This window comes from Bradyrhizobium sp. CB1015, from assembly GCF_025200925.1.
In the GTDB taxonomy this organism is placed as follows: Bacteria; Pseudomonadota; Alphaproteobacteria; order Rhizobiales; family Xanthobacteraceae; genus Bradyrhizobium.
On record NZ_CP104174.1, the window covers coordinates 3,118,502 to 3,135,567 of the forward strand.

15 protein-coding genes and 2 pseudogenes are annotated in these 17,066 nt (G+C 61.0%); 13 read left to right on the forward strand and 4 right to left on the reverse strand.

Annotated elements, in window-relative coordinates:
• Positions 1–21 precede the first annotated feature (21 nt).
• The 7 genes and pseudogenes from N2604_RS14300 to N2604_RS39780 form a co-directional block, all read left to right on the forward strand.
• Positions 22–1,350, forward strand: a complete 1,329-nt coding sequence (locus N2604_RS14300) for a tetratricopeptide repeat protein (RefSeq protein ID WP_260375265.1) — start codon at positions 22–24, stop codon at positions 1,348–1,350.
• Positions 1,347–3,557, forward strand: coding sequence for a TonB-dependent siderophore receptor (locus N2604_RS14305; protein WP_260375266.1), 2,211 nt, complete (start codon positions 1,347–1,349; stop codon positions 3,555–3,557). The genes N2604_RS14300 and N2604_RS14305 overlap by 4 nt, the downstream gene beginning before the upstream one ends.
• A 185-nt stretch (positions 3,558–3,742) precedes the next feature.
• Entirely contained in the window at positions 3,743–4,426 is a 684-nt protein-coding gene (locus tag N2604_RS14315; protein WP_260375268.1) for a Fe2+-dependent dioxygenase, read from the forward strand.
• A 71-nt stretch (positions 4,427–4,497) separates the two neighbouring features.
• Entirely contained in the window at positions 4,498–4,965 is a 468-nt protein-coding gene (locus N2604_RS14320; RefSeq protein WP_260375269.1) for a hypothetical protein, read from the forward strand.
• Between the two features lie 203 nt (positions 4,966–5,168).
• Positions 5,169–5,330, forward strand: a pseudogene (locus tag N2604_RS39775) (AraC family ligand binding domain-containing protein); the annotation flags it as partial.
• 105 nt (positions 5,331–5,435) lie between these two features.
• Positions 5,436–5,906: a helix-turn-helix domain-containing protein gene (locus N2604_RS14325; RefSeq protein WP_260375270.1), complete on the forward strand. Its 471-nt coding sequence runs from the start codon at positions 5,436–5,438 to the stop codon at positions 5,904–5,906.
• 118 nt (positions 5,907–6,024) lie between these two features.
• Positions 6,025–6,126 (forward strand): annotated as a pseudogene (locus N2604_RS39780) (IS5/IS1182 family transposase); the annotation flags it as partial.
• A 100-nt stretch (positions 6,127–6,226) separates the two neighbouring features.
• Here the strand turns inward: N2604_RS39780 and N2604_RS14335 are convergent.
• The 3 genes from N2604_RS14335 to N2604_RS14345 form a co-directional block, all read right to left on the reverse strand.
• Entirely contained in the window at positions 6,227–6,679 is a 453-nt protein-coding gene (locus N2604_RS14335; protein WP_260375271.1) for a hypothetical protein, read from the reverse strand.
• A 154-nt stretch (positions 6,680–6,833) separates the two neighbouring features.
• Positions 6,834–7,856, reverse strand: a complete 1,023-nt coding sequence (locus tag N2604_RS14340; protein WP_260375272.1) for an acetylserotonin O-methyltransferase — start codon at positions 7,854–7,856, stop codon at positions 6,834–6,836.
• Positions 7,853–8,824, reverse strand: coding sequence for a tripartite tricarboxylate transporter substrate binding protein (locus tag N2604_RS14345; protein WP_260375273.1), 972 nt, complete (start codon positions 8,822–8,824; stop codon positions 7,853–7,855). The genes N2604_RS14340 and N2604_RS14345 overlap by 4 nt, the downstream gene beginning before the upstream one ends.
• Before the next feature lie 157 nt (positions 8,825–8,981).
• Between N2604_RS14345 and N2604_RS14350 the strand changes: the two genes are divergently transcribed.
• Positions 8,982–10,559 carry a winged helix-turn-helix domain-containing tetratricopeptide repeat protein gene (locus N2604_RS14350; RefSeq protein ID WP_260375274.1) on the forward strand — a complete coding sequence of 526 codons (1,578 nt, stop codon included), beginning with the start codon at positions 8,982–8,984 and terminating at the stop codon, positions 10,557–10,559.
• A gap of 99 nt (positions 10,560–10,658) precedes the next feature.
• Here N2604_RS14350 and N2604_RS14355 read toward each other — a convergent pair whose 3' ends face one another.
• A complete protein-coding gene (locus tag N2604_RS14355) occupies positions 10,659–11,678 on the reverse strand; it encodes a medium chain dehydrogenase/reductase family protein (RefSeq protein WP_260375275.1) in 1,020 nt (339 codons plus the stop codon).
• A 169-nt stretch (positions 11,679–11,847) separates the two neighbouring features.
• Between N2604_RS14355 and N2604_RS14360 the strand changes: the two genes are divergently transcribed.
• From N2604_RS14360 to N2604_RS14380, 5 genes are all read left to right on the forward strand, one after another.
• Positions 11,848–12,159: a hypothetical protein gene (locus N2604_RS14360; RefSeq protein ID WP_260375276.1), complete on the forward strand. Its 312-nt coding sequence runs from the start codon at positions 11,848–11,850 to the stop codon at positions 12,157–12,159.
• An 870-nt stretch (positions 12,160–13,029) separates the two neighbouring features.
• Positions 13,030–14,604 carry a hypothetical protein gene (locus N2604_RS14365; protein ID WP_260375277.1) on the forward strand — a complete coding sequence of 525 codons (1,575 nt, stop codon included), beginning with the start codon at positions 13,030–13,032 and terminating at the stop codon, positions 14,602–14,604.
• Between the two features lie 62 nt (positions 14,605–14,666).
• Positions 14,667–15,710: a TAXI family TRAP transporter solute-binding subunit gene (locus tag N2604_RS14370; RefSeq protein WP_260375278.1), complete on the forward strand. Its 1,044-nt coding sequence runs from the start codon at positions 14,667–14,669 to the stop codon at positions 15,708–15,710.
• Complete coding sequence (locus tag N2604_RS14375) at positions 15,707–16,336, forward strand: hypothetical protein (RefSeq protein WP_260375279.1); 630 nt, start codon at positions 15,707–15,709, stop codon at positions 16,334–16,336. Before N2604_RS14370 ends, N2604_RS14375 begins: the two co-directional genes overlap by 4 nt.
• Positions 16,337–16,360: 24 nt before the next feature.
• Positions 16,361–16,978, forward strand: a complete 618-nt coding sequence (locus tag N2604_RS14380; RefSeq protein WP_260375280.1) for a hypothetical protein — start codon at positions 16,361–16,363, stop codon at positions 16,976–16,978.
• The last annotated feature ends 88 nt before the right edge of the window (positions 16,979–17,066 follow it).

The following is a 17,066-nucleotide window of genomic DNA, read 5'->3' on the forward strand; positions in this document are numbered from 1 at the left end:
CGACCCGCGCGAGCATGGCGGGTGACGATAGTCGAGCTGATCTCTCGGCGCATTCACCAGCAGCGCCAAAGCGTTGCCAAAAACAGACAATCACTGCGACGCTGGCTCTGGCTTTGCCGGGGCCCGGTGGCATTTTGGAAGAATTCTTGGCCGTTGGCCGGATTGAGCAATGGTCTGGCGGGATTGCACGATGCAGCGCCACACCAGGCTGCTGTAGCCATTCCGTCACACCGCGGCATGCCCGAAGCGAAGCGAAGCAAGATGCCAATCCACTCGCGATCCACACCTATTCCCGAGCGCATGTCTCAGAGAGTTGCAAGTCCCTATGCCTCGGTCGTCGTGCCCCAACAAGTCTTGCAAATTCGGCCCCAGCGTTTGAGCACCGAGCAGTTGCGTGACTTGCTCATCCGAAGTCCACACGACGCAACACGATGGATCAAGGCCGCAGCCGAGGCCGATATCAGTCCCGCACAGATCGTGTGGGGTCAGTTGCTCCTCGATGGGACGCGCGTAGCGCGGGATCCGGCGGCTGCCTTCGTCTGGTTCAAACGTGCCGCCCAATCCGGCGACTTGGACGGGCGAAATATGGTCGGCCGCTGCTACGAACAGGGCTGGGGTGTCGAGCCGAACCCGAAACTCGCCACGGAATTTTTCCAATTGGCAGCAGCAGCCGGCCACGTCTGGGCCCAGGTCAATCTGGCGCAGATGCTGATGCGTGGCGGAGATCCGGCGGATCGGCCGCGGAGTTTTGAGCTCTTTCGGGCAGCAGCCGAAGGCGGCACTTCCAAGGCAAACCTGAAGGCAATGAATTCTCTCGCCCGATTTCTTGAAGAAGGTTGGGTCGTGCCGGCCAATCCAGGACGTGCCTTGCATTGGTACAGGCGCGCGGCTGTGCTGGGCGATCACTGGGCCCAGTACAATCTGGCCACGATCCTGCTTGCCGGCGGTGACCTGTCCGCTGCTGATGCTTGGCTGGAACGGGCGGTCGCCGGTAGCGACGACGAATTCCGCCGGCGCATTGCGCCGCTGTTGCTGGCGCGCAGCGAACCCGCCTTACGGCGGCATGGCCTCGAAGCACTCAAACGCGTAGCAGCTTCCGGCCGTGCTGCCGATGTCCGGGCCTATGCCTCCGTGGTCGGCGAAGCTGCAACGATAGGTTCGAAGCGCGAACAAGCCAGGCGACACTCCGAGCAACCTGCAACCGAAACACCTCCGGCTGCGCCGAGGTACCGGCTGACGTCGATCGGCCGACGTCTCGTTGGCATTCTTGCTTGCCGTTTCGAAGCCATTTCACGCCGCATTGCAAGACCATCCAATGCAACATCATCGTACTCAGAGAGGGCTCTGTGACCACCATCGAAACCTTGCGACCAGCACTTTCCGGACTCGCGGCGACAGCGAGCCTTGCAAACGGCTTTCTATTCGTTACCGCCGCCAACGCGGAAGGCCAGAACAATCAACCAACATCGGCGCCTGCGGACAAGGCTACAGCGCTTCCACCGGTCGAGGTGGAGGCTCCTGTTACCAAGCGGCGACGAGCGTCGAACGCCGGCTCGAAGCCGGCCTCGAGACTTGTCTCGGCCAGCCATCAGAGCAAACCGGCCGAACCGCGTCCGCAGGCTGCGTCCTCGGCCCTTTCGCCGGGGAATTCGCTGCAGCGGAGCACTGGTCTCAGCCGTCTTTCCGATTCTCTACAAAGCACGCCGCAAACCGTCACTGTCATACCGCGCCTCGTCATCGAGCAGCAGCAGGCAGCCACCATCAATCAGGTGCTCCAATATGTGCCGGGAATCACCGTCGCGACCGGAGAAGGCGGCGGTGGCATCAACGGAGATCAGTTCCGCATCCGGGGTTTTGACGCTTCTGGCGACGTGTACGTCGATGGCTTACGCGATTTTGGTTCCTATGTGCGCGATAGTTTTGCAACCGAAAACGTATTGGTGCTGAAGGGACCCTCGTCACAGAGCTTCGGCAATGGCACGACAGGCGGCGTCATTGAGATCGAGAGCAAGAAAGCCCATCTCGGCGACCAATCAACGTTCGAGGCCTCGGCTGGGACGGGCCCCTACGGACGCGGCATTCTGGACGTCAACAAGCAGATCAACGACACGACGGCGCTCAGATTCATCGCCATGGCGAACGGGCAGGATGTTGTCGATCGCGACCATGTCTATTCCCACCGGGGCGGCTTCCTCGGCTCGCTAGGACTTGGCCTCGGCACCGACCAATCCCTGATCTTCAATTATCTGCATCAGGACAGCGTTCAACGCCCCGATTTCGGCGTTCCGATCGTCAGCGCGCCGGGCGTCGTCGGGAAGCCCGTGACGGAGTACGGAGTTCCCCGCTCAAACTATTTCGGCCGGGAAAGTGATCGCGACCGCGCGACGGCCGACGTTGCAACCGCTCTCTACAAGGGTGAATTCGGCGATTGGCTCACGTTAACCAACGACACGCGTGTCGGTTACTACACACGTGATCTGAAGTTTACGCCCGCGCTCTGCGCCTCTCCCGGCTTCCCTTTTCCAAGCAGCTGCGCAACGGACGTTCTCGCCGGCAATCTGGCGACGCCCTACACAATCTGGTCCGTCGGCGGGACGAAGCAGGTCAGTCACGGCGGGGAGAACGTCACGACTGCTACGATGCGTTTCGACACCGGACCGTTTCGGCACAAGCTCGTCGCCGGCTTTGATGTCTATTCTCAACATGCGACGACCGGCTTCTACCTTCCTTCAGGCCCCGAGCCGGCAGGCACTCTTCTCGATCCCGTGTTTGCGAACTCACCCGGGTTTGCACTGACGGTGTCGCCCGGCAATCAATTGTCGGCCACGAGCTGGGATATCGGACCCTTTATAAGCGACCGCATATGGTTGACGCCCACGCTGTCGATCCTTGCGGGTGTTCGATGGGATCACTATCGGGTCGACGGTCAGGTCGGCGCATCTCCGCTCGCGACGACGACTGAGTTCGCCAGCCCAAAAGCATCCCTGATCTTCGAGCCCACCACGCATCAGAGTTATTACTTCAGCTATGCGCGTTCATTCACGCCGCCGGGCAACAACATCACTTCGCTGAGTTCATCGCTTGGCCTGTCTCAGGCGCCAAGCGCTGCAAACCTCCAGCCGGAAGCGGATACGACCTTCGAGGTAGGCGCGAAGTGGGGCCTGTTCGAGGACCGCCTCGGCGTGACGGCAGCATTGTTCCGCGTCGAGAAGAACAACGCTTCCTATACCGACCAAGCATCGGGAATACAGACGACGACCGACGACAAGGTGCAAGTACAGGGGGTTGAGCTCGGATTGACTGGCAAGCTCACGGCGAACTGGGACGTTCAGGCCTCCTATTCCTATATGGACAGCAAGATCATCGCCTCGTCGATCAGCCCGTTCACGCCCGTCTCGGCCGCAGGCAACCGGGTCCCGTTCGTGTCTCAGCATGGCCTGGCGATCTGGACCACATATGAGCTCACCTGCTGCGAAACGTGCCGGGTCACATGCTTGTCGGGGGTGGGCTCAATTATCGTTCGGACTATTACCTCAACAACCTCAATTCGATGGTGATCCCGGCGGCGACCACAATCGATGCGATGCTCTCCTACGATCCCAACGAGCGGCACCATCTTGCGCTCAAGGCTACGAATCTCACGAACAAGCTGACCTACAGCTCGGCTTTCGGAAGCGGCTACGCGACTCCCGTCGCGGGCCGTAGCTTCACCCTCACCGCAGCAATCAGATTCTGAAAACACATGCTCATCGAAATCCCAGACCTGCTATCCGCCGAGGAAGTCAAGTCCATACGCAGCATCATTGAAGCCGCCGACTGGGTTGATGGACGGGCAACTGCGGGTGAGCTGGCATCGCTCGCCAAACGCAATGTTCAACTCCCTGAAGAGTCGCCTCAGGCGCGCCAAGCCGGCGACATCATTCTGCGAGCTCTCGGCCGGAATGCACTGTTCAACAGTGCCGCTCTGCCCTTGCGCGTCCTCCCGCCGCTTTTCAATCGATACGACACCGGGATGTTCTTCGATGCCCATGTCGATGGCGCAGTGCGATCCGCGCATGGACTCGGCATTCGCATGCGCGCCGACCTGTCTTCAACCCTCTTCCTCACAGCACCCGATGACTACGACGGTGGCGAACTGATCATCGAAGATAGCTACGGCGTTCACGCCGTAAAGTTGGCGGCCGGCAGCATGGTCCTTTATCCAGCGGGGAGCCTGCATCGCGTGAGCGAGATCACCCGAGGTGCGCGCTTGTCATCGTTCTTCTGGACCCAATCGATGATCAGGGACGAGGGGCTTCGCGCAACGCTCTATGATCTCGACCGTGGCATTGTTGACTTGCGCAAATCCGTGTCCGGCGATGCTCAAGGCATCCTCATGCTTACCGGCGTCTATCACAATCTTCTGAGACGATGGGCGGAGCTGTGAGGGCGGCTCTGACGCTTTCAAACGACTTGGTTCTACAGTCCAATACGTCCACTTCAAACTGGGTTATCGCAATGACTGATGTGACAGCTGAACTCGCCGCTCAACTTGCCCGGCAAAAGGTGGCGTTGCTGTGGTCGCTCTGTGGGCTCGGAAACACGATCTACGCAGCCATCCAGATCCTCACATTCGTGAACCACCAAATCGATAGCTCCGGTACGGCGTCGACGGCATTCGATGCGATGGCCCTCTGGTACTTCGGCGTCGCATGTTCGCTATGGATCGTGCCCGCTCTGTTTCCTCTTGTCACGTGGGGTCGCGCTGTCATTGTGGGCTCGTCGTTCCTGGGTAGCTTTCTGGTCGTCACCAGCGTTGCAGGCGGCGTTTTCGACGGGGTGCGTGATGGCCTGCATATAGCAGCGACAGCTGTTCTGGCCGTAGCCCTGCCTGGCGCTTGTGCAATTAGCGCATCCTGGCGACTTTTGCGAGCTACGGGTGCTGCTGCCCATCTCGCCAATGGATCAACACTTAAAGGGCTCTGAAGCGAGTTGCCGCTGCTGGCCTAGATTAGTTCGAAGGCGACGCAGTTGCGGGTGGCCGCTCTTCTGTCCATTTGCGATAATGTCTCTGAACGGTTTGATGGCTAGTCGCCGACACAAGACTTCCGAAAGGCGGCGAAATGCTGTCCCCCTCTCCTGGTGCCGACATAGACAACGTGCCCCGCACAGTTACGCTGCGAAGCGGGATGCTATCGAATGAGTGGACCTATGCGCGGCACCAGCATCGCAAGGCTCAGTTGCTGTACTCGCAACGGGGTATTCTCTGTTGCGAGTCGGCCAATACCGTTTGGCTCATACCGCCCGGATGCGCGTTGTGGATCCCCGCTCAACTGGCGCACTCGGCTCGGGGCGATGGCCTCGTGGAGTGCCACTGCCTGTATATCGAACCGAACTCCGCCAAGAGCTTCCCGACGACGTGTTGCACCATCTCGATATCACCCCTGGTCCGGGAGTTGATCCTGAAGCTGGCTCAACTTCCGGAATGCTATCCGCTGGGAGGTCGCGAGGATCGGCTGGTGATGACCTTGATGGACGAGCTGTCGGATGCACCAATCAGTAAGCTGAACTTGCCGATGCCACGAGAGGCGCGCCTTCGGCGTCTCGCGGAGATGCTGATAGCCGATCCAAGCGCGAAGACCTCGTTCGCGAACTGGGCAGGTACGCTTGGTGTGAGCGAGCGCACCTTAAGCCGCCTGCTTGTCCAGGAAATAGGGATGAGTTTCGGACGTTGGCGACACCAGCTTCATGTTATCCTGGCATTGCAAAGAATGGCGAGCGGCGAAAGCGTCAAGACAGTCGCCCTGGAACTCGGATACGAGAACGCAAGCAGTTTCGTCAACATGTTCAGAAAGACTGTGGGCAAACCTCCGGTTCGGTATCTGACCGAACATCGCACAATTGCCGTGAGCGGGCGACCCGTGTAGCTCCGAGAGCCCCCGGTCGTGCCAGTCCAGGCCATACACTTGGCGGTTGCGACGGGTGCGTCCATGCTGTCGATGTGTGGGTCAAAGGCGGTCCACCTTCCGACGCGAACGGTAGGGCGTCGCGACGTGCTGCGACGGGCTCGTGGGAAACGACCTTGCCTTTGTCCAACTCGCATCTATCCGGCCATGGCTGGCCGCGCGTTATGAGTCCAAGCTCTAACTAAAGCGCGATGCGATTAGGATGAATCGTCATCGCGCTTTAGGTTATCGTTTGAGCATGATCTTTTCGGAAAACCGTTGCACACTTTCCGGATCATGCTCTAATAGGCCCAGTAGGTTCCGGAAGGCGGGCAATAGTCGCCGCTATAGCCATAGCCGTAGTTGCCGCCATAACCGTAATACGATGCAGGCGGATAGCCGTAGGCGGGATAACTGCCATAGTAGCCGCCATAGCTTCCATAATAGGCGCTTCGCGCGATCGCGCCGCCGACGGCGGCGCCGGCCAAGCCATAACCAAGGCCGCGATAACCGTAGCCACGATAGCCCCAGCCTCCACGATAACCGTAACCGCCGCGGTAACCCCAGCCGACGCCGCGATAGCCGTAGCCGCCACGCCAGCCGCCGACCCAGCGCACTTCCGTCGTGGACTGATCGACAATCGACTTCATCGTCGAAAGATGCGTCGGGAGCGGCCCGGCCTGGGCGCCCGTGCCGAGCAGCAGGGCGCTCGCAGCTGCGAGAACGAGGGTGCGCAGGGAATTCGAGGAGGTCATGATCGATCATCTCCTTGGCTATGGGCGGCGCGTTCTGCGCGGTCATCGGGCCCATTCCGTTGTGACGCTGCCGTGGCGGCCTTGATCTGGATCAAGCAGTGCACTTTGAAGAGGCTGCACGCGCGATCGAGGCGGGGGCGATGCTCCGCGAGGCTTAACGCGGTCGGGCTTCAATCACATTGTGCGTGCTTGCCGGAAAGACGCGCGTCAATTCGAAGCCCGACTTGCCAAGAAGATCTGAAAATTCCTCGTGCGTTCGCTCTCGTCCTCCCGGCGAGACAAGCATATTCAGATCGCTGAATTTGGTGCCCGGCATTTCATTCGGGGGGCCGACGATCCTTTCAATGAGAAGCAGTGTTGCGGCTTGCCCAGCCGCGCGCCGGCATACTTTCAGGATGGCGATGGCTTCATCGTCCTTCCAATCGTGAATGACCGCTCGCATCAGATAAGCATCGGCGCCTTCGGGGACCGCTTCGAAGAAGCCTCCACCCACGATATCGCATCGCTCGATGACGCTGCCTTCCGCCAATACGGCCCTTGCTTCCGCCACGACCTCGGGCTGATCGAAGAGCGTGCCGCGAATAAGGGGATGAGCGCGCAGAATCGCGGCCAGCATCAAGCCGTGTCCGCCGCCCACGTCCACGATGTGGCGAAACGGAGAGAAATCGTAGGCGCGGATCACTGCCTCTGCACCGGCGATTGAAAATTGTGTCATCGCCCGATTGAACAGGGCGCCGAGTTCGGGGTGCTCGGCACGGAACTGCCAGACGTCCTTGCCGTTCAGGTCTTGAAACGCATTCTCGCCGGTTCGCACGCTATGCAGCAAGTGACCCCAAGCCTGCCAAACATAGGAGCTTCCGACGAATTCCGCCCACGCTCCGAGCGGCGTCCCGGAACCCGTACGCAAGCATTCACCCATGGGAGTGAGCATGAACGTTCGGTCTTTCCCTTCCCGGAAAACACCTACTGCAGCGAGCGCCCGCAACAGCCGATAGAGCGAATCAGGATGGCTTCTTGTCAGTGCCGCGAGTTCGCCGGCCGAACGAGCGCCGTCACCCAAATGGTCGGCTACTCGCAAGACTACTGCGACACGGATTGCCTGCGTGATCTGAAAACCATTGATCAGGGCCAGCAGATCGAGCCGAGGGTCGAGGGTCACTTGACGGACCTCGGTCACGGGATCGCCTTGAAATCGATTGTCTTCGCAAGATCAGCGAGGCGCCGATGGTATTGCTCCAGCAAAGCGGCGAATTCGGACGGGCTGCCGGGACGGGCGGCCTGTCCGACGGCGGCCAGTCTCTCACGAATGGCTGGATCGCCTGCAATGTCGCGGACGTCGGACGCAATCCGGTCGCGCAGCGCATCCGGCATTCCGCGCTTGCCGTAAAAGCCCACCACGCCGTCCATTCGAAGTTGGGGATATCCGGCTTCGGTGACTGTCGGCACGTCAGGGACGAGCGGCATGCGATGCTCGCTCGCCACCGCAAGCAGCCGCGCTTTGCCCGACTGCACCTGCGGCATGATCACACCCAGCGCGTGAACGAATATATCGATACGGCCCTCGCCAAGATCCTGGAGAGCAGGCGCAATCTCGCGATAGGGGACGACGGCGAGATCCAGCTTCGAGGTCTTGAAGAACCCTCCGACGACGAAGGGCGGAAGTCCAGGCGAGCCGCCCCAGTTCAGCTTGCCCGGTTGAGCGCGAGCGGTTTGAACCAGACCGTCGAGCGAGCGGATCGAGCTCTTCTCGCTAGCCGCTATCGCGAGGACAACGTCCGAAGTCGGGCATATCGGGACCAGCTCACGCACCGGATCATAGGGCAATTTCTCGCGCGCAATCGGGTGCACGGTATATATGGCCGAGATTGCATAAAGCAGGGTGTGATCATCTTCGGCGCCGAGAAAGGCTGAAACGCCGATCACCCCATCGGCTCCCGGCCGATTGTCGACGATGACGGCCTGTCCCCAGCGTTGGGAAAGCCGCTCCGCAAAGAGCCTGGCGCTGAAATCTGCTGCACTTCCGGCCGGCACGGGTAGAATCAATCGGACCGTCCGATGCGGCCAGTCGGCGGCGGCAGCGCTGAAGGAAACGACGATTCCGAGAAGGATGCCGATGGCGACGGAGGCGCGACTGAAACCGTTCATGGGGTCCTCCGTAGCGACCTCTGTTCAACGAGCTGGACGTTTACGAAGACCATACAGGGTCAGATCCGGAGGTGCTTAACCTCCGGCTTACTATTTGCTCACTGATGACTTATCTTTCGGTGCTGGGATCGTCTCACGTAATCCAGGTCGTGACAGCTTGCGCTATTCCTTCGATGAGTTCGTGTTTGACGCTGAACGGCGCGAACTGCGCCGCGGGACGGACATGGTTGTCGTACCGCCACGGGTCTTCGATCTGCTCGACTACTTGATCAGAAACCGGGAACGCGTCCTCAGCAAGGAAGAGATCATCAGGGCGGTCTGGAACGGTCGTGTCGTATCCGACGCCGCGCTGACCACTCGGCTGAACGCGGCTCGAAACGCGATCGGCGATTCCGGCGAGGCGCAGCGCTTCATCAAGACGTTGCCGCGCAAGGGCTATCGCTTCATCGGACGCGTCCAGGAGGGCCAGGGAGACGCAGATCCCATCATCGCCGGTCGCCAGATCGAACCAGGTCAGCCGGCTCTCAGGCTGCCGGATAAGCCTTCCATCGCCGTTCTCCCCTTTGTCAACATGAGCCCTGATCCCGAGCAGGACTATTTTGCTGACGGAATGGTCGATGACATCATCACTGCGCTGTCGCGCTTCAAGGCGCTGGTCGTCATTGCTCGGAACTCCAGCTTCACTTTCAGAGGACGCTCGGTCGACGTGAAACAGGTCGGGCGCGATCTCGGGGTGCGCTATGTCCTGGAAGGAAGCGTCCGCAGAGCAGCAGACCGCATACGGATCACGGCACAGCTTCTCGATAGTGCAACCCGGGCGCACCTTTGGGCGGACCGATTCGATGGTACACTCGGCGACATATTCGATCTGCAGGATCGCGTGACCGAGAGCGTTGTCGCCGCCATCGCACCTGCGGTGGAAAAGGCGGAGATCGAGCACGCCAAGCGTAGACCGACGGAGCGGCTGGATGCTTACACCGCTTATCTGCGCGGCACCGCCAAGCTGTACCAATTTGCCAGTCTGCCGGCGAACGAAGAGGCGCTAAGCCTGTTCTATCGCGCAATCGAGCTCGATCCGGAGTTCGCATGTGCGTACGGGCGTGCCGCATCTTGCTTCGCCCGTCTCAAGGCCGATGGCCGGATTGCCGTCACGCCAGACGAGAGGGCCGAGGTCGTGCGGCTCACGCGCAGAGCGATCGAACTGGGCCGAGATGACGCAGTTGCGCTTGCCGCGAGCGGGTGGGCGTTGGCCTTTGTCGTCCACGATCTCGGCGCATCTGCCGACTTGACGGAGCGGGCGCTCGTGCTGAACCCCAATCTGGCGGAAGCGTGGCGTTTCGGCGCCTGGGTGAAATGTTGGCTCGGAGAGCCCGAAGCTGCGATCGAACGCTTCGCGCGTGCCATGCGCCTGGATCCGCTGGACCCACGGATCGGCGGAATGCGAAGCGGGATCGCGCACGCAAATTTCTTTGCCGGCCGCTATGAAGAGGCGGCGGGCTGGGCTGCGATGGCGTTGCGGGACAATCCGGACTTCCAGCCTGCCCTGCGTATCGCCACCGCAAGCAACGCGATGGCCGGACATATTGATCAGGCCCGCCGTTTATTGGCGAGGCTGCGAGAGCTAAATCCAGCGCTGGTCCTCTCCAATTTGAAGGATATGTTGGGGCCTTATCAGAAGGCCGTGAACGTTTCCCGATATGAGGACGGATTGCGCCGAGCCGGGCTGCCCGATTGATCGCAACGGTTGATGTCGGCTTTCATACCGCCCCTCGGATGCTGTCGATGGGTTTCGCTGCGCTCTACCATGCTACGCACTGCGGCTTTCCCTCGCGGCTCAGGAGAGATCCGGGCAAAGCACGAGCTTGCCTTCGAGACCGCCAGCCTCGAGGCGACGGTGAGCATCGGCGACCTCCTCGAAGGAGATCCGCTCGGCGATGCGCGGCCGAATGGCACCACTTGCCAGCAGCCCGAACAGTTGCTCCAGGTCCTCCTTGAACCAGCTGGGATGTCGCGCCCGCATGGCATTGACCGAGTAGAAGCGGGCTCGCTTGCCACCGGGCAACAATCTCCACAGGTACAGTCGCGCGATCTCCATCACGATAGGGAGCATCCGACGCTGTGCCTGCACACTCGCCGAAAAGCCGATGGCACAGAGCAGTCCACCGGGCTTGAGCGCCGCGTATGAGCGGCGATAGCCGTCTTCGCCAACGCCGTCGACGATGACGTCGAATCCGCCCGGCAGAATCCGCGTGAAGTCCTCATGCTGGTAGTCGATCGGCGCTGCCCCCAGATTTTGGACGAGGGCCATGTGCTCGCTGCGTACAGTGCCCCACAACTCGAGGCCGGCCAATCTCCCAAGCACGAGCAGAGCCTGGCCGACCGCGCCGGCGGCCCCATGGACGAGCACACGTTGGCCTCGCTGCACCTTGGCCGCGCGGTGTAGAAGCTGGTACGCGGTCGTCCAGCTCAAGATCAGAGCGGCCGCTTCAGCGGCGTCCACGCCCACCGGCACGCGGGTCAGGTCGTTGGCCCGAAGCGTGCGATACTCGGCGTTTGACCCGACCACCGTCATGTCGGCCACGCGGTCGCCGATCTGAAAGTCGCGCACGCTTTCGCCGAGCTGATCGATTGCTCCCACTACGTCGTAGCCCATCACGAACGGCGGCCGGAGGCGCATCGTTTGCGGGTATAGGTGGCGCCTGATCAGCACCTCGGTGTAGTTGAGGCTCGACGCGAGCACGCGAACGCGCACCTCGCCCCGGCCAGCGGTCGGCAGGGGAGCATCGACAACCTCCAGTGTCTCGGGATCACCGAAGCGGCTGACCTGAACAACGCGATTGCGCTGCTCCATCATGGCAATCTCCATGCAATGCCGCAATTCAGCGCAAGGGAGGCAGACTGCAGTCGAGCTTGAACGGTGGATTGATCCAGATCAAGCTTGAGCGTGCACTGCTTGAAATTCTCCTCGGGCCAAACGACCAAACCGGGTTGTCTGGCGCCATCATTCATCATTGGAGGGGAATATGCCTTCAGTCGTTATGCAGTTCGTTTCGCATCCAAGGCCCGGTAGCGATCTTGCGACGGTCCTGCAGCTGGCAAAGGAGGGCGCGACACTCTGGAGGAAACATGGGGCCGATGTTAGCTATTGGTCGGTGATCGGTGGCGAGATCGGGAACTACGCCTTCGTGGCCCGCTTTGAGAGCGTCGAAGCCTATGGTCGCACCTTGGCGTCGCTGGGCGCCGATCCGGCTTTCGTTGAATTTCAAGCCAAGCGGCTGAAGGCAGGGCAATCGGATTGGGTGCGCTCCAACGTTGCCGTCCAGGTTGATCTTTGAGGGAGCGCCTTCGCTCGTGCCTGCGAGACCGCCTTCGGGCGGTCTCTTGCTAAGACCGGCGCCGCGTGGCCGAGGTACCAGTGGCCCTTGAACGTCTGCGGATTCGTCTTTCCTCAGCTTTTTCCAGGCGGATACGAAGGTTCTGAAGCTCTGCCAGTTGAGAGCTGAGAGACGAAACACGTTGACGCAGAATCGCAATACGGTCGCACCGACCACGAGTACTCATGACGCGCCCCAAAACTGTGACTGTTAAGAAATGACCGACTTGTAAGAAATGACCGACTTGGGCGACAAAACAGGACGAAACAGAATGGCTCAAACCTATAGGTCTTAATGACCATAGCACAGGTTCATTCACAAGGTGTGAATTGGGCCGACACCCGCGGGAGGAAGCGTGGCGGGTCGGACGGGCCAAAGGTCAAACCGCCGTTGGACCGGTGATTTCGGGCGACCGCCCTAAGTCGATTTCCGAACTCGTTTGCGGAAAACCGCTGCTAGAGCACAAGCCCCAGCGCCAACCAGGTGGCAACAGACAAACAGACGGCAATTCCCAAATACGGCAATGCAATGCGCATGGTCACTCCTCGATGCCGAGACGCGACGAGAACATGGTCAGATACGCAGATTCGGGGCGCTAGCCCTATATTCCATGCGATGTATGAGCCGTTTAATCGCATGGGGCGAGCATATTTAATTTGACTTTTGAATTTGGTCAAAATTATATGTACTTGAGTTAATTATTATATTTAATTTGGACGTCTCGCTGCGCTGCAACATCATGATCTACGCGTGTTCTGATCGGGTGCCGAAACCATGCAAACAGGCTGGGCGATCGCTCCAATGGAGTTGCTCTTGAGAGAGGCGTGATGCATGCGCCGATCAATCGATACTGCACCCAAGGGTCGAGAAAGCACCCGGATAGATGATGCGCCGGGGGCCGCTGGGCTCGGTCACGGGTCGCCGGATCCTGAGACCGAGGATGTCGATCCGGAGGAGGCAACATCGGGCAGTTCGCTCGTTGCGGCTGTCGTTCTGGTGCCCCTCATCTTCATTGGGGTGGGCCTGCTCGGTGCGTTCGACCCGTTCAAGGCACAAACGACTCTGCAAATGATGCGCATCGACGGCGGGAGCGCCGCCGGCCTCGACCAGCGGTCTGACATCGGGACCGGATCGCTAGCACTCCTTCAGAGCGAAAGGTCCGAGGCTCTGATGCAAGCGGTCTCGGCAAGCCCGGCGGGACCTCGACAGCGGCTCGACGCCGACGCTCCGGGCAGTGACGCGCTCTCCGGTGAGCTGGCCGGCGCGCGCAGGGAGCTTGAAGAGGCGGTCCAGCGCACGCACGCGGCGGAAATTGCCTCGGAGGAGCTGCGGCAGTCTCTCCAACGAGAGCAGGCCCGCCGCGCCGCCTTCGCGGACGAACTTGCCGGAACCCGCCGCGAAATCGAGGCGCGTATCGCGCAGGCGCGCGAGGTGGACGAGAGGGCCACGCAGCAGAGGGATGCGGCAGCGGGGGAGATCGATGAGCTGCAGCGGTCCTTGCAGCAGGAACGGGAAAAGAGCGCCGTCCTGGCGAAGCGAGCGAGCGCCGCGCAGGCGATAGCGGCAAGCGCCGAGCAGGAACGCTACGAGGCGCAGTCACGCGCCGCGGCACTCGCGAGCGAGCTTGCCGGCATGCCCCGCGGATCGGCCATGGCCGACGGTGCGGCGGCGGAGCAAAGCGAGGCGGCGGGCAGGGAGATCGCGGAATTGCGGCAGTCCCTGCAGCAGGAGCGCGAAAGGAACGCAGTCCTCGCGCAACAGGCGGACGCCGCCCGGTCGGCAACGGCGAACGTTGAGCAACAACGCCGTGCCGTCGAAGAGGCCCAGGCTCACGCTGCCGCGCTGGAGGGCAAACTTGCGCAAACGCGCGCGGACATCGAAATCCTGAACGGGCGTTTGCGCGAGGCGAACGATGCGGCCTCGCAGCAGAGACAAGCGGCGAACCGGGAGATCGCCGAACTGCGGCAGTCGCTGCAGCAGGAGCGGAGCAGGACTGAAGCCAAGGAGAGAGACCTCGCCTCGGCGTCGCGCCTCACCGATCAGCGCGCCCCGGCGACGCAAAGAAACGACGGCCCGATCATGTCGGTGGCGCAGAACGTGACCGCAGCGGAGGCGTCGACGAATCCAGGCCAGGACGAGGTGGAGGCCCGATTGATCCCGCGTGCCAAAGCGTTGCTCGATCAGGGCAATATCGGTGCAGCGCGGATCGTACTCGAGCTCGCGGCTGAGAAGAACATTGCGCAGGCGACCTTCATGCTCGCGGAGACATACGATCCAGCGGTTCTGTCCGCTTGGGGTGCCTATGGAACGCGCGGCGAGGCGGCCAAGGCGCGAGAGCTCTACGCGAAAGCACAGAGGAGCGGCATTCGCGGAGCCAAGGAACGACTGGATGCATTGCATCACTGAGCGTTGGCTTTGCATTCACGCCGGGACGAGTGGTTGTGCTGGGTCATCCGGAAAGGAACGACATGAACAAGATGCCAAGATCGCTCTCGTCGCTCCTGCTCGCCGCGCTGGTGCCGATCGCCGTGCTGCTTCAACCGGCTTGCCTGGAAGCACAAACCGCAAGATCCGCCAAGGCGGAGGCACAAATGGTCCGACGGCCGCTCCCTCAGGAGCGCGAAAAAGACCGGATGAACGCCTGGACCGTCGGGCTCGCCGGCGGCCTGCTCGAGGGCGCGCCGATTCGCCTCGCGGCTGAAATGGCCCGTGTCGTCGACGACGGAGCAGAGCTGCATCTCCTGCCGATCGTCACCCGGGGCGCCACCGACAATCTGAATGCGCTGCTCTATCTGCGTGGTGTCGATACCGCGATCATCAATTCCGATGCGCTCGACGAGTACAAGCTTCAGGTTCCGCAGATCCAAAGCCGCATCACCTACCTGCTCAATCTGTTCCCGTCCGAATTGCACATCTTCGTGCGGCCGGAGATCACGAGCCTGCAGGATCTTGCCGGCAAGAAAGTGAACTTCAATACCCAGGGCACCGCAGCCGCCTATTCCGGACCGCTGATCTTCAGCCGCCTCGGCATCGACGTCGACAAGACGTTCATTCCGCATCAGCTTGCCCTGGAACAGATGCGCAAGGGTGAGATGTCGGCCGTCGTGTTCATCACGTCGAAACCCGTCGACGCCTTCGTACGCGGTCGTTGGGAGGCGGGATTCAAGTTTCTCCCGGTCCACTACGACAGGAGATTCGAGGACTATTATCTGCCCGCGACGTTGGACGCGATCGAGTATCCCAATCTGATCAAGCAGGGCGATCGGGTCGCGACCATCGCGGTGCCGACAGCGCTCGTTGCGTTCAACTGGCGGCCAGGCTCGAATCGCTATCAACGCGTGGCGCGCCTCGTCGATTACCTGTTCTCGCGGATCGATCGCCTGCAGGCGCCAGGCTTTGATCCGAAATGGCGGTCGATCAATCTCGCCGCAACCATCCCGGGGCTCACCCGCTTCCAGGCAGCGCAGGAATGGCTGGATCGCCAGGCGCGCAGCGCCCAGGCGAAGCCATGAACACTGCCGTTGCTCCGCTCGCCGTCGCCTTCAACGTTGCCTGCGGAATTGCCTACGCGCAAAGCACGAGCGATTCCATGGAAGCACTTCGGGCTTGTTCAGGAATCGACGGATCGGCCCGGCTGGAATGTTTGCAAGATTCATCGCGCAAGTTGTCACCGCCTGCCCGGCAGGTGTCGGACGATAACTGGCTGATCAGCGAGACCACCTCGCCGGTCGACTATTCGCCGATCGTCACCGCCACCACATCCTCTGTCAGCGGCTCTGATGGAGCCGCGATGCAGCTCGCAATCCACTGCCGCAAAGGCCGCACCGAAGTCACGGTCGCGGGACCGGCGCTGTCACGGAGCGCCAACGAATACGTCATCTCCTTTCGGCTGAATGCGGACACGCCAATGCAACTCGCGGCAGCGTCGCCGTCATTCGGTTCCGGCGTCGCTTTCGGGGGCGACGTCGTAAAGTTGCTGAACGCGCTACCCGAGAACGGTCACATCGTTGTGCGCCTTTTCGCCCGCACTGGTCAGGTGCAAGACGGACAATTCCTGCTCAGCGGATTCGAGAACGTGCGCAAGAAAATGGCGGCTGCATGCAAATGGCCACATAGCGTCGCCAGACCAGGAAGGTGATGGTCAGGGAACGGGAGACACGAGATGATCAATCCGAAGTGGACGATGGCAATCATCAGCGGCATGGCGATGGTGCTTCTGGTCGGATCACGCGCGCAGGCGGAGCTCGATAACCTGCCGATCGCCCACGCGAGCGAGACGAACCAGGCGAGCAATCAGAAACAACCGACTAGACAGATGCAGGCGAGCAAGCCGGGACAGACTCGCACGAGCAAGCAAACCCCTGCGACCAGGGCGGCGCTGGCTCAGGCGACAAAATCCGAGATCGCCAAGAAGCCGCATCAGCTGGTATTGCAGGTCAATTCCAACGATCCTGCGATGATGAACCTCACGCTCAACAATGCGACCAATGTCGCGCAATATTACCGCGATCTCGGTGAACCAGTGTCAATCGAGGTCGTCACCTTTGGTCCGGGTCTTCATATGCTGCGCGATGATACCTCGCCGGTGAAGCCACGCATCGAGGTGCTCGCGATGAGCAATCCCGAAATCTCCTTCAAAGCCTGCGGCAACACCCAGGAAAATATGCGGAAGGCGGAGAACAAGGACATCAATCTGATTCCGCAGGCGACGGTGGTCAAATCGGGTGTCGTTCGCGTCATGGAGCTGCAGGAACAGGGCTGGAGCTACGTCAAACCGTGAGCGGCAGCGGTTTCAACCGCCACTGACGCTGATTGGCCTGATCCCGAGGCGGCGCGTCAGCGCCGTCTCGAAGGACCCGGCGTGCGCG